10 protein-coding genes are annotated in these 14,303 nt (G+C 62.4%); 3 read left to right on the plus strand and 7 right to left on the minus strand.

Features of this window, described 5'->3' with window-relative positions:
• Positions 1–34 precede the first annotated feature (34 nt).
• Positions 35–2,149, plus strand: coding sequence for a BREX system Lon protease-like protein BrxL (gene brxL, locus ACX80K_RS10645; protein WP_459271929.1), 2,115 nt, complete (start codon positions 35–37; stop codon positions 2,147–2,149).
• Positions 2,150–2,361: 212 nt separating this feature from the next.
• Here the strand turns inward: brxL and ACX80K_RS10650 are convergent, their stop codons facing one another.
• Both ACX80K_RS10650 and ACX80K_RS10655 read right to left on the minus strand, forming a co-directional pair.
• Positions 2,362–3,144, minus strand: a complete 783-nt coding sequence (locus tag ACX80K_RS10650; protein ID WP_459271841.1) for a metallophosphoesterase family protein — start codon at positions 3,142–3,144, stop codon at positions 2,362–2,364.
• Positions 3,137–3,457 (minus strand): hypothetical protein, encoded by a 321-nt coding sequence (locus ACX80K_RS10655; protein ID WP_459271842.1) that lies wholly within the window; start codon positions 3,455–3,457, stop codon positions 3,137–3,139. Before ACX80K_RS10655 ends, ACX80K_RS10650 begins: the two co-directional genes overlap by 8 nt.
• Before the next feature lie 442 nt (positions 3,458–3,899).
• On the opposite strand from ACX80K_RS10655, the gene ACX80K_RS10660 reads away from it, so the two are divergent.
• Positions 3,900–5,042 (plus strand): site-specific DNA-methyltransferase, encoded by a 1,143-nt coding sequence (locus ACX80K_RS10660; RefSeq protein WP_459271843.1) that lies wholly within the window; start codon positions 3,900–3,902, stop codon positions 5,040–5,042.
• A 16-nt stretch (positions 5,043–5,058) separates the two neighbouring features.
• On the opposite strand, the gene ACX80K_RS10665 is transcribed toward ACX80K_RS10660, so the two are convergent.
• From ACX80K_RS10665 to ACX80K_RS10685, 5 genes are all read right to left on the minus strand, one after another.
• Entirely contained in the window at positions 5,059–5,826 is a 768-nt protein-coding gene (locus ACX80K_RS10665) for a DUF2637 domain-containing protein (protein WP_459271844.1), read from the minus strand.
• 533 nt (positions 5,827–6,359) lie between these two features.
• Positions 6,360–6,635, minus strand: coding sequence for a hypothetical protein (locus ACX80K_RS10670; RefSeq protein ID WP_459271845.1), 276 nt, complete (start codon positions 6,633–6,635; stop codon positions 6,360–6,362).
• A 122-nt stretch (positions 6,636–6,757) separates the two neighbouring features.
• Positions 6,758–10,915, minus strand: a complete 4,158-nt coding sequence (locus ACX80K_RS10675; protein WP_459271846.1) for a DNA polymerase III subunit alpha — start codon at positions 10,913–10,915, stop codon at positions 6,758–6,760.
• 81 nt (positions 10,916–10,996) lie between these two features.
• Positions 10,997–11,158: a hypothetical protein gene (locus ACX80K_RS10680; protein ID WP_459271847.1), complete on the minus strand. Its 162-nt coding sequence runs from the start codon at positions 11,156–11,158 to the stop codon at positions 10,997–10,999.
• A gap of 148 nt (positions 11,159–11,306) precedes the next feature.
• Entirely contained in the window at positions 11,307–12,575 is a 1,269-nt protein-coding gene (locus tag ACX80K_RS10685; protein WP_459271848.1) for a hypothetical protein, read from the minus strand.
• Positions 12,576–12,950: 375 nt separating this feature from the next.
• Between ACX80K_RS10685 and ACX80K_RS10690 the strand changes: the two genes are divergently transcribed.
• Positions 12,951–13,655, plus strand: coding sequence for a hypothetical protein (locus ACX80K_RS10690; protein ID WP_459271849.1), 705 nt, complete (start codon positions 12,951–12,953; stop codon positions 13,653–13,655).
• Positions 13,656–14,303: the final 648 nt, after the last annotated feature.

Genomic DNA, 14,303 nt, shown 5'->3' on the forward strand with positions numbered 1-14,303 from the left:
AGCACTCTTGAGCGAGAATATCGACCTGACCCAGGTGGCGCCCATCGAGGACACCTTTGACGCCGAACCCTCCGAGGCCGGCGCGCCGAGCGAGTTGGACCGCAAGATCAACGAACACTTCGCTGGCGCCGTGGTCAGGAAAGATCTTGTCAAAGCAGTTAAGGGCAACGCGATCGTGCCCTCGTACGTGTTGGAGTATTTGCTCGGCCAGTACGCGGCATCCGACAATGAGGCCACAATTCAGGCGGGCATTGACAAGGTCCGTGACATCCTCGCCCAGCACTACGTGCACCGCAACGAGTCGGAGCTGGTGAAGTCGAAGATTAAGGAGCGCGGACGCTACCGAATCATCGATAGGGTCAGCGTCACCCTCAACGAGAAGGAGGACGTCTATCACGCGACATTCGCGAACCTCGGCATCAGCAGCGTGGTCGTGGATTCGGCCACGGTCAACGCCCATCAGAAGCTGCTGGTCGGAGGCGTCTGGTGTCTGTGCGACGTCGAGTACTTTCACGCTGAGGACGCGCGCGTCTCACCGTGGATCCTTGGTTCCCTCAAACCAATCCAGCTGTCGAACTTCGACTACGACAGGTATCTCGACGCGCGAGCGAACTTCACGACCGATGAGTGGATTGACCTGCTGGTCCAATCGATCGGATTCAACCCCGACATGTTCGGGCGCCGCGGGAAGCTGCTGCAGTTGGTGCGTCTGATCCCGTTCGTGGAGCGCAACTACAACCTCGTCGAGCTGGGACCCAAGGGCACGGGAAAGTCGCACATCTACTCCGAGTTCTCACCGCACGGCATGCTCATCTCGGGTGGAGAGGTGACCGTGCCGAAGCTGTTTGTGAACAACGCCAATGGACGCCTGGGCCTCGTCGGATACTGGGATGTCGTCGCATTCGATGAATTCGCGGGTAAGAAGAAGCGCACCGACAAAGCGCTGGTCGACATCATGAAAAACTATATGGCAAACAAGTCGTTCTCCCGCGGTGTGGAGACGCTTGGTGCTGAGGCATCGATGGTATTCGTAGGCAACACTTCGCACACGGTGCCGTACATGCTCAGGCACTCTGACCTCTTCGACGAGCTACCGGAGAGCTACCACGACCCGGCCTACCTTGACCGGTTGCACTTCTACATCCCCGGCTGGGAAATAGACACCATCCGCAGCGAGATGTTCTCCGCCGGATACGGGTTCGTCGTCGACTACATTGCCGAAGTCCTTAGGTCGATGCGAAACCTCGACTACTCCGACCGGTACCAGCGTTACTTCACGCTAGGGCCCGACATCTCGACACGCGATCGCGACGGCATCCACAAGACCTTCTCGGGACTGATGAAACTGCTCTACCCGCACGAGCAGGCGACGCCCGAGGAGATCGAAGAGATCCTGCGCTTCGCGATCGAGGGCCGCAAGCGCGTCAAGGACCAGATTCTCCGGATCGACGCCACCACGGCGGCGGTGAATTTTGGCTACGACTCACCCGGCGGCGGTTGGTCAGCGGTAACGACGCTTGAGCAAGACGAATACCCGACGCACTACAATCGACACCGCTCGGCCTCCCTCGCTGGCGAGCAATCGGACGAGACTGAAATGCCGGAAACTTCCACCGGGGTGTCATCATCCCTTCCCGAACCTGGCCCAGTTCAGCCGGAACTGTTCCGAGGACACCGGGACTTTCTCGACAACCAACGGGGTGTCTCCTACGAAGCGCTACTCATGCCGTACCTACGAGGCGCATCAGAAATTGAGCTGCACGACCCGTACATCCGCATGGGACACCAAGGCCGCAATCTCGTCGAACTGCTCGCACTCATCGCTGGCGCGAAAGACCCGGCCGACGAAGTCTCCGTCAACCTGTTCACAGTGCTCGATGAAGACCCCGAGTACCAGACAAAGCAACTGCACATGCTCAACGACATCGTTCAGGAAGCCGCCCAGCAAGGCATCAAAGTCAACGTGGCGAAGGATCCCGGCGGCCATGACCGATGGATCCGGACGGACACCGGCTGGCGAATCAACCTCGGCCGCGGCCTCGACATCTTCCAAAAGTCCGACGGCGGCTGGTTCGACTTCGGCACGAGTCGTCAGGAGTTCCGGCAAGTCCGCGCTTTCGGAGTCACCTATATCCGCCATGATGGTTGAAAGGTCTATCGTTAAGATGCATATCGCCGCATTCGTAACGAATCCGTTCTGTCGGACCAAGTAAGCAAACGAGACGTAGGAACTCCGGCCGACAGTTCAGAGCTAGGCAGGCGACGATTATTGCTAGGACCGTTTGGTCGACCTCAATCTCTACAGCCTTGTTGAGTTGACTGCTCTACTTCGGCTACGCAGTGAGCAGGCAAGTATCGCCACTATCCACCCCGGACACTGAGCGATTCGACGCCCAACGGCGTGCTCCCCGGCCAGACGAGGATGCAATTTCCGTCCCGGCTGTTTTCCATGTTGAGCACATCCACACGTGTCACGCGCCCGTCCGGATGCACCAGCTCCTGGGTCAGCCGCTGGTGCCAGTGGCCCGCAAATACATGGGAAGGTGCCAGACGGTCAACTACTTCCCTAAGTAAGGTTCTGGTTCGGTCCGCCTGCTCGGCAAGGTCCGCCGGCAGGTTGAAGGCGCTGCGTACAGAAACCCCGAGCGGAACGTCATGTGTGACGAGCACGTCAAGGCTCCCGCCGGCGATCAGCATCTCGGCCTGCTCGCGGCTGGGTTCCTCGTCCGCCCACCAATTTTTACCCTCCGTTCGCCATTTCTTGTCGACGGACAGGGCACCACCGAGCCCCCCGATCCGAAGCCCGTCAATGACCGTGCGGCCGCCCTTGGGCAGGATTCTAATGTTGCTTCGCCAATGGATGAGGCCGTCGTCCTGAACGTCGAGCCTGTCGATGTTCGTGAGACAGTCATGGTTCCCGGGCGAGACCAAGACCTCCATGTCGTGTTCGATCAGGGTCCGGTTCAGCCGCTGCTCGAGTCGGCCGCGCATTGCGCCGGGCCAGTCGAGTCCAAAGTCCCCGACATGTATGAGTGTCTTAACGCCTTGTCTCGCAGCTGACTTCACCGCTGTGCGCGCCCAGCCATAGCTGCCATGCCAGTCGCCTGCTACAGCCCATGGGCGAGCGCCGGGAGACTCAGTCATTGTCGGCTGAAGCCAGTTGCTCGATCCGGACGACAGGGGATGTCATCCTGAGCGTGAGGACGTGGTCCGTCCGTACCTGGGACAAGTAGTGGGCAGATTGCCCGACCTTGCAGCACTCGATCATATGGAGTTCGAGAGCTTCGCCGTCACGGCGGAGCTTCCAGAAGCCGGCCTCCAGATAATCAAGACGCGGTGCAGTGGCTGCCATTCGTCGGCTTACGGTTCTGGCGTCGAGGTCGAGTTGATAGTGGCTGCCCGTTGCCGTGGTAACGAGGTACCTCCCCTGGTTGTCGTTGCGTAACTCTTGGATCATGCGTGCCACTGTATTCACGCCCTCTCCCCGTTTTAGGGTGCTGAACGAGCAGACTCCTTCGTGTACGCACATCTCCAGTTTGATAAGGCCACTGAAATCCTCCGTTTAATCATCCTGTAGTTGATTCCGCTCGTAAGGGTCAGTGACAAAATGCACGCGGGCATGACCACGATCGCTAGTGACCCTAGGCGGCTACTTCGATGACAAGCGGGGAAGAGGTCACAGGAATGGTCCGAACGGATTCTTTCCGACTGCCTGGTGCAACTCAGAGACGGAAAAGCGTAGTCGAAGCATTCCCTAAGGGTTGCCAGAAGCGCAGGGGCTGTTGTGCGACAGCACGGTACAATTCCCGAGGAGCACTTCGAGAGACTGGGAACCCCGGCGCAGCCGGGAGCAGGCGGACGAAAGGGCCCGTCGATCGACCTGCCGTATAGGAATCCGTGTGAATCTGCTCTTCAACTGCGCCGCCGAGCGCGCCCTTGCCGACCCACGACTGTCCGGGTCCGTGAAGATGGCCTACCTGGATCCGCCCTACAACACCGGCCGCAAGTTCGGCCAGTACTCCGACAGCTACCCGCTCACGGCCTGGCTCGTCATGATGCGCTCCACCCTCGAGGGCGTCCACACCGCGCTGCGCGAGGACGGCAGCGTCTGGGTGCACCTGGACGACCAGCACATCCACCGCGTCCGGGTCATGCTTGATGCGATCTTTGGCGACCGGAACTACGTCGGCACGATCATCTGGGAGAAGAAGAACCGGGCCTCGTTCCTGCACGCCCAGCTCGCCGAAGTCACCGACCACATCCTGATCTACGCCAAGGACCGGCCCAAGATGGCGCCCCTGGTGCATTCGGCGACCGAGGCCGGCAAGCGGATCCCCGTCCACAACAAGGGGAACAAGGTCTCGGAGCTGTGCTTCCCCGCGGGCAGCGTGGCCTTCAACTTCACCGACCGCACGGTGCCGGCCGGACCGATGAACACCCCGACGATCGCCTCGGACCTACTCGACGATCTGGTCGTCGTCGACGGCGTCAACACGGCTCCCTTCCGGATGACCGGCCCGTTCCGGTACAGCCAGGAGGGCGTCGACAAGATGGCCGACAACGGGGGAGGGCCCGCGTTCATCGCGCCGAAGCCGATGATCCGCCCCTCGTACCTGTCCGTGGAGTCCCGCGGCAAGGTGCTCACGAACCTGCAGTCGTTCCGCGTCAACGGCGCCCCCACGAACGAGGACGCCCGGGCCGAGTCCGAGGCCATCTTCGGCACCGACGCAGGCCGCTCCTTCGACACCCCGAAGCCTGAGGCGCTGCTTGAGCGCTTCGTCGTGGCGGCCACCGACGAAGGCGACACCGTGCTTGATCCGTTCGCGGGCTCCGGTACCACCCTGGCGGTGGCCCAGAAGACCGGGCGGGCTTGGGTCGGCATCGAGCTCAACACCGAGACCGTGCAGCAGTTCATCATGCCGCGGATTGAGGGCATTGTGGCCGGCTCCGATCCACTGCGCCGTCCTGCCTATACAGCGTCAACGGTGTCCTTCACTGTGGAGAGTGACCTCACCGCCACAGAATCCGTAGCCTACGAGTAGACGTGCGGTTGACGTCTTAGCGGGCCTCCGCGACCGCTTTCAAGCCCGCACGGGCCTTCTCAGGATCCTCAAGGATGCGCGCGACGGTCGTCTTCGAGGTTCCCGTCTGCTGAGCAATCACCCTCTGGCTGAGCCCTTCGGCATTCAGCCGGAGCACCTCAGCTGGATCCACGGTGACCGGTCCGCGACGCACTGGTCCACGGTGGTCCTTCGAGTGGTCCGTACCCCGGTCCGCGCGGTGGTCCATGCGTGGTCCGGCGGTGGTCCTTGAAGTGGTCCGCGAGTGGTCCTTGGCGTGGTCCATCCCCTGGTCCTGGACCAGCTTCTTCGCTGCGCGGCGCTGCCTCGCGGCTACCGAACCGTGGATAGGTGCGACCGCGAGCTGCACGGTCGTGTGGGTGGCGAAGAAGAGGCTAATCGGCATGATGCCGGCCAGGAGAGCTCCGAAGGCGACACTGGGCGTGATGTCCTGAGGGGCGCCCTCAGGAGCGATGACGTGGGCCGCGTTGGCTGCTACGGATACTGCCGTGAAAATGCCCACGGCGACCCACGAAATTCTCGTATTCTCGCCCCTCGCGCGCTGAACGGTGGCTGCGACCGTGTACACAAGGATGGTCGAGTCGACGACAACCGGAACCAGCCACCGGAGGTCTTCGGGAATGCCCGCCCAGGCTGCTGCCTGAATCATCCCGAGGAAGGAAAGCGAGAAACTCGCGACCGCCAGGACGGCCACCAGTGCCATCGAGAGTCGGATGAAGACCGGGCCATCAGCTTCAATACGCATGCTCGTGGCTGCTCCTTCTGCATCGTACGTCCCCGGCTTGGACCACCGGAGGGACAGCATATGGCCCACGTCCCACATTCTTAATGGACCACGAATAGACCAGCAGTGGGCCACACCTTGCGGGCCACTTAGGAACCGGAGGTGGACCACCCCGCGGGCCTCCTAACGCATAGCCAGAGTGGAATACCTCCTTAGTCCTGGAGCTGCTCCCGGTGCTTCGTTAGGTCTGGGCGCCGACTGTTCCTCCGCGAGCACCTTTTCCAATTCCCTGCGCCAGGAACCGCTTGCCCTTGGAGACGTATGTGTTGGCACGTTCGACCATCGTCCGGTGGGGTAGTGGCGTCGGACCGGTGCGGGTGCTCCTCGTTCCCGGGCTGGGAAGCTTTACGCTGAACCGACCGAGTTTCCGGTTGCTCTTCCTGTGATCTCCTATGCGAATCGACACACGACGGGTGTCGCCTTTCGTTTCTGGGCGGAGCTCTTTGGGTGGAGCGTTTCCCTATCCTTCATGTGTGCGGAGTCGTCAGGAAGCGTCACCGCTCATGCGGGAATCTGAGGGCCTCGGCACCGAGCTGGCCGTCGCTGACCATCTGAAGGACGGTCTCCCGCAGGTGGGTGAGGGCCATTGCCCGCGTCGTGCCGGTGGCGTTGCCGATGATGGTGGCCAGGTATGAGCTGACTTGAAGCAGGCCCAACGTGAGCTCGCGCTCCTGGATCACGTCGAGGAGCGAGTCGACGTCCTTGTGGTTCTTCTCGTTCAAGCTCGTCAGGACGGCGAGGGCCGCGAGGGTCGGATCTGCGGGAGGCATTGGGGGTGAGGTCGAAGGCCACGGTGGCTACTCTCTGCCGCTGAAGGATGGCCGGTGAAAATCTGGGGAGCGTGTGCTGCTTGCTTCACCCATGTGTGCGGCCTCAACGGCCTCCCTCCCCGCTAGACGAGTTCAGTGCGATCCTGCTTCGATGCGCCGCACGTGTCACTGGTCATCGCATGCCAGACAAGCGCCTCACTCTGCGATGCGTGGGACACCAGGAGAGCCCACCGGGCGTCATCCTCGTCAGCTTCCCTCACCACTGCGATCAGTTCCGTAAGGGTGAGCGGGCCGCCCGAGACGATACCAAAGAACTTCTTGCCCTCGGCACTCACGCAGCGGAAGACCTCACCCGCGGTAGCGGGGCCACTGGGAATGGCGAACTTGCGGCACTTCTTACTCAGGGCTTCGTTTCCAGCCAGCTCGTAACCGGCCAGAGTCGTCGTTCTGGGTGACAGCTCGACAGCCACCCAGTTCTCCTCGCTGCGTGTGAGAGGCAGAACGATGGCAGGAGCCTTGGCCGCGGGTTCGGCCTCCCCGACAGGCGTGTCACCCGCAGCCTGCGTGCCTCGGGTGCCCGGCGGGGTGGTGTCCGGCTTCGGCGCCTCGGCGCGCAGGCGGTGGTAAGCGGTGGTGAAGTCGAAGACGTTCGACTGGAGTGCGATCTCAGGCTTGCTACCCGAGTCGATCGGCCACATCTCGGCGATGTTGAGCTCCTTGGTAGTGACGGTTTCCTGGGTGCCCGACTCGTCGTCGCCCAGTACGGTGGTGCGGACGTTGACCTTGCCCGAGAGGGCGACGACGTCGCCGATCTTCGGCACGATGCCCCGTCGGCGGAGGCTGGTGAGGGTCCGGTCCCAGATGACGCCCTGGACGGTCGTCTTCGTGGACTCGACAGCGAAGTTCGCGCGCCGGCCGCCGGAGTAGCCCTTCTCCTCCCACTGGGAGATGACGCCGACGGTGACGGCCGAAGCGCCGTTCTTCGACGCGATCAGGTGCAGCGGCGTGAGTTTCGTCCCGCAGGGCTCTCCGTTGTCGTCGACCAGGGGTGTCTGGTAGTCGCGGAGGACCTCGCGCAGCGAAGTCAGGGGGTGGGTGCCCAGGCTGACGCCCAGGCGCAGGCGCTGACGGGTCGATGCCTCGACATCTGACCAGCGGGCGTCCAGCGGTGCCACGTCGCTCTTCTGCGCGGCGCGCATCACCATGAGCAGGCCCAGGCGCGGTCCGAAGGAGTCCAGCGCTCCGGCCTCGATGAGACCCTGCATGACCGTCGTCGACAGGCGGCTGAACCCGGTGGCGTTGTCGGCCGGGACCCGGACGCGCTGCATGAGGTCGAACATCGAGCTGAAGGGCCCGTTCTCCAGGCGCTCCTTCACGATGTGGTTGCCGTTGGCGCCGACGTCCTTGATCTCGGCGAGGCCGAACAGGATCTTCCCGTCGACGGGTGCGGTGCGCTCGAGGGACTTGTTCACGTCGGGTGCGAGCACCTCGATGCCGTCGTCGCGCAGGGACCGCAGCGCGGTCAGGCGCTTCTCGTCCTTGTCGGCGACGGCCAGGATCGCGGCCCCGTACTCGACCGGCCAGCCGGCCTTGAGGTACGCGGTGTAGTAGGCCAGCTGGCCGTACGCGGCAGAATGGCTGGCGTTGAACAGATAGGACGCAGCACCTGAGATGAAGTCCCAGAGCCGCTTGGCCGTCTTGTCGCCGAAGACCGGGGAGATGACCTCACCGTCATCGTTGCGGAACTCCTGTCCGGCGCCGTCCAACCACCAGGAGAAGCACTTGTCCATCTCCTCCTGCTTCTTCTTGCCCATGGCCTTGCGCAGCTTGGAGCGCTTGGTGGCGTCGAAGCCGGAGACGACCGCGGACAGGCGCATGATCGTTTCCTGGTAGATGGCCATGCCGTAGGTGGCACCCATGACCTTGTCGATCCACTCGGTCTCGACCGGGTCGCTGGTGAAGTCGGTGTAGGCGACGGGCTCGTGGCCGGCCTTGCGCGCGGCGTACGACCGATCCATGCCGGCTTTCAGCGGGCCGGGACGGAAGATCGCGACGATGGCGGAGATGTCATCGAGGCTCTCGGGAGCGATGGATTGGGCGATCTTGATCATTCCACCCGACTCCATCTGGAAGACCCCGGCAGTCTTTCCGGCGGCCAGAAGGTCGTAGGCGCCACGCACGATCGGGTCACTGATCGTCGACGGGTGGGGGATCTCCTCCAGGGTGAGCTTGTTGCCGGTGGTCGCCTCCATGTAGTCGAGAGCGGTCGAGGCGATGTCGAGGTTGATCAGGCCCAGGACGTCCATCTTGAGCAGGCCGATCTCCTCGCAGTCCCCACCGTCCCAGCAGATGACACGCGGCTGGTCGGGGTCGGCGCTGGCGTCGTGGGACTGCCAGCGCATGGGCACGATGTTGTCCAGCGGCTCGGGCGAGATGATGAAGCCGCAGGCGTGGATCGACTCGGTCTTCGTGATGCCCTCGAAGGCGCGGGCAAGACGGAGGATCTCGGCTGCATCGTCGCCGGACTCCTGCACGAGGGTCCGGAACGCGTCGCCGGCGGCGTCGCTCGTGTCGTCGAGCTGGGCGAAGTTGTAGGCCTTCTCGCCGGCGCTCGGGACGAGGTCGGAGAGGCGGTTGCCGAGCTTCAGCAGGTGGGCGCCGCGGGACAGCATCGTCTCGGCGCCCCTCTTCTGCAGGGCCCCGGCCTTCGCGGTGTCGCCCTGCTCGCGGGCCTCGGCGAGCAGCGCCAGGGTCTCGGCGTCGAAGGTCGAGGGCTTCAGAATGCGGGCGGCGTCCTTGATGGCGGCCTTGGACAGGGCCATGCCGAACGTGCCGATGTGCGCGACGCGGTCCTTGCCCCAGCGGTAGGCCAGGTAGGCGAAGACCTCACGGCGGCGGCCGGCCTCGAAGTCGACGTCGATGTCGGGCATGCCCTGGCGGCCGGGTTCGAGGAAGCGCTCGAACAGCAGGTTGTTCTCCAGCGGGTCCACGCCGACGATCTTGAGGCAGTAGGACACGGCGGAGCCCGCAGCGGAACCGCGGCCGACGCCGACCAGGATCGGCTTCTTCCGGGGCGCATCCGGGTTGTCGAACTCGATGGGCGCGTCCGAGCGGGCCCAGTTGATGACGTCCCAGACGATGAGGAAGTAGGACGGGAAGCCCATGTCGTTGATGATGCCGAGCTCGGTCCGCAGGCGGTCCTTGACCTCATCGGTCAGGGGAGTGCCGTAACGCTCGACGGCACCCTCCTTCACGAGGTGCTTGAGGAACGCGCTGGGGCTGTCGAAGCCCTCGGGCACCGGGTACTCGGGCAGGCGCATCTTCCGATCGGGGATGACCTTGTCGTCGCAGAGGAACGCGACGTGGTCGGTCATTGCGCAGGCGTCGCGCCAGGACTGGGCGACCTCGGCGTTCGGGTGGTTGCCGAGGACCGCGAGCATCTCCTCCTCGGACTTGATGTAGTAGTCCGCGGTGCCGTTGAAGCGGAAGCGCTTGGGGTCATCAAGGCTGCGCTTCACGCCGACGGCCAGGAACCCGTCGTGGGCTGGGGCGTCGTGGGCGTGCTCGTAGTGGCAGTCGTTCGTGGCGACCATCGGGATGCCGGTCTCGGCGGACAGGGTGCGGATCTCGCGGTAGGCGCGCTGCTCGGCGCCGATGCCGTGGTACATGACCTCGAGGAAGACGTGCTCGCGGCCGACGGCACCGATGAGGCGGTCCAGGTTGGCGCGGGCGGTATCGCGGAGTGCTTCGGCGCCGACGGCGTCTCCTGCCTTGGCGAGGACACCGGCACGGGCCAGGGGTCCGGCCACGGGGCCACCGAGGCAGCCCGAGAGGATGATGAGGCCCTCGCCGTGCTGGTCGAGCAGGTCGAAGTCGATGCGCGGCTGGTACCAGTAGGAGTCCTCGGCCTTGTTGTGCAGGGCCAGGAGGTTCTTCCAGCCGGTCTCGTTGCGGGCGAGGACGGTCAAGTGCATGTAGCGCTTGACCTTCTCGGTGCCCTCGTCGGCGTCCGAGGCATTGTCGTCGTCGTTGGGCACGACCTCGAAGTTCCGCTCGAAGCGGTCGCCGATGGCCAGGTAGAACTCGACGCCGATGATGGGCTTCACGCCGGCTTCGAGGCAGTTGCGCTGGAACTTCAGGGCACCGGCGAGGGATTTGTGGTCCGTGATTGCCATGGCCGTCTGGCCGAGCGATGCAGCGACCTGGGCAATCGACTTGATGCGGCCCAGGCCGTCCAGGGGGCTGTGCTCGGTGTGGTTGTGGAGGTGCGCGAACGCCATGTCACTGCCTTTCATATCGTGTGAAGCGGGCTGCTGGCCCTGAGGTGATGCCGGTGTTGCCATCGACTCCTATGCGTGAAGTCAGGCGACGGCCATGTGCCGGACGAAGTCCTCGTGCTCGTCTATCGCCTCAGGGGTCCAGATCCGGTTGTCGAACTGGTACGGGCCGTGCACGAATCCACCCAGGGACTGCTCCGGAGCGAGACGGCTCGGGCGCACGGTGTCGGGGATTGTGAGGCTCATGGACCTCATGTGTGCGGCAGAGGGTAAAACTAAACCCGCCCGGCCGTAGGGCTAGGCGGGTGGTCGAGGTCCGTGGGGCGGTGCCTACAGGTATTGCCGAGGAGATGCTGACCCGAGCTCTTGGACTGACGCGCAGTCCAAAGAGCCGCTAGGGCGTGGTCCATCCCAGCAGGTGTGTTTCGTGGGAGCCGACGTACCAGCGCCCGGAAAGCTTTGAATGCCGAAATTCCCCGAGCAGCCCTACCCCTTTCGACAGGACGTGGACTACGCGCTCATCGTCAGCGCGGAGTGGCGGCAGGTTGTTGCCCTCTTCACGTAGGGCCTCCCACCAACCGCTGTATTCGTCGAAAACGATTACGGCGCGGTCCTCGTTGACGAGGACGGTCCGCGCCGGCCTTCGGCCGTCAAGTCGCCCAAGTTGTGACTGGACGTGAGTCTGCATGTGGAGCTGGTCCGCAAACTGCAATTGTCTGCGGCCGTATTCCGAGTATTCCAGAAAGGATCGGCCGGCCTTCGCGGAATCTCTGAGGCTGGTCTGTTCTTTTGTCAGGCCTTCGGCCAGTCTGTACCCGTCGCCGTAAGTCCAAAACGTGAGCGTGTCCTGCCCAAGCGCATGAGCTAGGGCCCACTTACCCCACTGCCACTTAATCAGCCTCAGAACCGGATCGTCCACCGGCATGCCCAAGTTGATCCATCGAGCAATACCCACGGCTGGATCTGTCCAAGAAAGGCAACCGAACATCAGCAGTGCCAAAGGGGCAAAATAGGCGCATCTCGGCAGGACGTCGGCATCAAGGGGCGGCCGGGGTGGAAGCGTCCACGCGGCATCCCAGCCCGCCACACAGGCATGAATCTGGGCGATACCGGTGACCCAAGGGGCGTGATCATGAATTCCTGCACCTGGGGCAGGATGCCAGTCAACATTTCCGGTAGGTCGGAGGACAAAAGGCGCGCGTTCCTCCAAAGCCGTGTCCAGCGAGGCGGCCGTAGCTACTGCGCGCATGATCAACTGTCGTGCCAATCCAGACATCACGACGAGCTCGCCGACCTCGACCGGTAGTGCGGATGGTGTTGCCAGCAACTCTAGATATTCGACGACCTGCAACATCGGCAGAGATGAAGACACTTCTCGCATCTGCAAGTGATCGCGTGCGGCAAGTTCGGACAGGCCTGGAAGGTAGTCCTCCACGCGCCGACACACTACTGGAGAATTTGCTGCCGTTACGAGGCGTTCGTCCCACAGGAGCGCGATCTTCAAAGCGATGGCGTTGAGAATAGTCTGCGAATCGTCCTGCGGATCAGCCCACTTGAAATCCCACCTCAGGCGATCGCCGCACGCCGTCAACTCTTCTCGCCTCTTGGCATCGAGTCGGATCAATTTTGAAGCGATTTCAACCTCGCGCTGGGCCGTTGTCATATGACTTCGGGTCACCTCTCACATTCCCTACCCATGGCTGGCTAAACGTCCTAGCTCATTTCGACTGAAGTTTACGGGAGGCGGGCCGTACTGTCCCTACCGTAAGACGGTTTGGAACCAGCAGCAGGACTAGTTGAGGACCCTCGGCAAAAGAACGATCTCGGGCAGACGACGCTGGTTTGATGGTCGTCGTTGCCCGCGCCTCTGGCCCTTCTGGGGCAGTCTATCCTCATGCAAATCTTCAGGCTAGGTATGGATACCATGCTGACGAAGGTTGCGCTTTGCGTCGGCTCCGAAGCGTGACTTGGAGACGCTTGAGCACCGCTCTAAGCTCTCGTAAAGTGCTCGATTCTCGGGCCTAGGGGGAGCTTCAGGATGACGTCAGCAACGGGTGTGAATTACGAGACGAGGTCCGTGAAGACGGTTCGCGGCTTGGAAGCTAGGACTAGAGCCAAGTTAGAGAAAGAAGGCTGGGAGTTTGTCTCTCAGGAACAGGGGACAGTGCGCTCGGAGCTGACCTTCCGGCGCCCGAAGCCAGAGATTCCATGGAAGCTGATCGGGGCGAGCGGCGGCCTGCTCGCACTCTTTGTCGTCGGATCGCTCATCATCGGCGCGGTTGGGGGAGGGGATAGTTCAGACAACAGTGCCGAGGCGCTCCCGTCGGCGACTCCGACCCAGGTCGCGGAAACAGAAGCACGGCCGGCGCCGACTGAAACGACGGCACCACCAGTCGAGTCCCCGCGTGCTGCCCCTGTGATCACGGCTATCACCGTCGATGAACTGTTAGACAAAGTCAACTCCGATCAGATGGGTGGAATCAAGACCGGGGACCAGTTTCGGCTGAGTGGCGAGTTGTTCATGTCCGAGTTCTGGATGACCGGTGCGGCCGGCGAGTTCACCGTCTCGGTGAAAGCTCAGGGGGGAGCCCAGGACCTGCCCGTGTTCGTTGATGAATCGGATGCTGCCGGATGGCGGGACGGTACAAAGGTCCAAATGGTTGTTCAAGCGGTTGAGGCAACAATCAACGGTGAGACCACTGAGGGTTGGTTAGAGGCTGTGTCCGTGAACACGATCCCTTAGCCAATAAACCTCGCTGGCCTTATCGTTGATGATGCTTCCCGTAAAAAGTGATAGGAAGCAGTGCACCACCGCAGGTTGACGGACTGCCATATTTTTTAGGTGCTGCCAGTGAAACGAGCCGGCGTTGCTTCAGGGCGCCGAGGTGCGATGTCGGGCAGATGTTGTCTCAACAGAAGGATGTGCTGTGGAAGATTTTATTGCAACGCTCTCTGAGGCTCACGCCGCCCTGATTGCGGCGGGACTGTCCGGAGTAGCGGTGTTAATTAGTCTCATTGTCACGGTGGCTTCGTCCAGAACCGACTCGAGACGAGCCGCCTATAGGCAAGCGCTCACTCCACACCTAGGTACCCTTGGGAGCGCGCTACACCAGGTTGCTGCGTGTACTCAAGTCATGGGAAAACGCTACCGACAGGGGCAAGATGCTAGTCAATGGGAAGCGAGGGCAATGGAGGCTAAGAAAGACTTGGAGAAGGTTCGGCTAGCAACTGTCTATATACTTCCAGGCTTCCGTGAACCACTTAGATCTGCAGCGCTTCTGCCTGATAAAGTTGCCACCTTCAAGCGGCTAAGCACGGAGTCGCAAGATCAACTACTGGGCGTGTCTGGAGCTCTTATAAATCGTTTAAATAAAGAGCTCTTGAGAGCCTT

The sequence above is a fragment of the Arthrobacter sorbitolis genome, assembly GCF_054510995.1.

What these genes read in the sequence shown, in the direction of transcription:
- ACX80K_RS10650 (WP_459271841.1), bottom strand. Translation starts at nt 3,144, where the DNA reads ATGACTGAGTCTCCCGGCGCTCGCCCATGGGCTGTAGCAGGCGACTGG.
- ACX80K_RS10655 (WP_459271842.1), bottom strand. Translation starts at nt 3,457, where the DNA reads ATGATCCAAGAGTTACGCAACGACAACCAGGGGAGGTACCTCGTTACC.
- ACX80K_RS10665 (WP_459271844.1), bottom strand. Translation starts at nt 5,826, where the DNA reads ATGCGTATTGAAGCTGATGGCCCGGTCTTCATCCGACTCTCGATGGCA.
- ACX80K_RS10670 (WP_459271845.1), bottom strand. Translation starts at nt 6,635, where the DNA reads ATGCCTCCCGCAGATCCGACCCTCGCGGCCCTCGCCGTCCTGACGAGC.
- ACX80K_RS10675 (WP_459271846.1), bottom strand. Translation starts at nt 10,915, where the DNA reads ATGGCGTTCGCGCACCTCCACAACCACACCGAGCACAGCCCCCTGGAC.
- ACX80K_RS10680 (WP_459271847.1), bottom strand. Translation starts at nt 11,158, where the DNA reads ATGAGCCTCACAATCCCCGACACCGTGCGCCCGAGCCGTCTCGCTCCG.
- ACX80K_RS10685 (WP_459271848.1), bottom strand. Translation starts at nt 12,575, where the DNA reads ATGACAACGGCCCAGCGCGAGGTTGAAATCGCTTCAAAATTGATCCGA.
- ACX80K_RS10690 (WP_459271849.1), top strand. Translation starts at nt 12,951, where the DNA reads ATGACGTCAGCAACGGGTGTGAATTACGAGACGAGGTCCGTGAAGACG.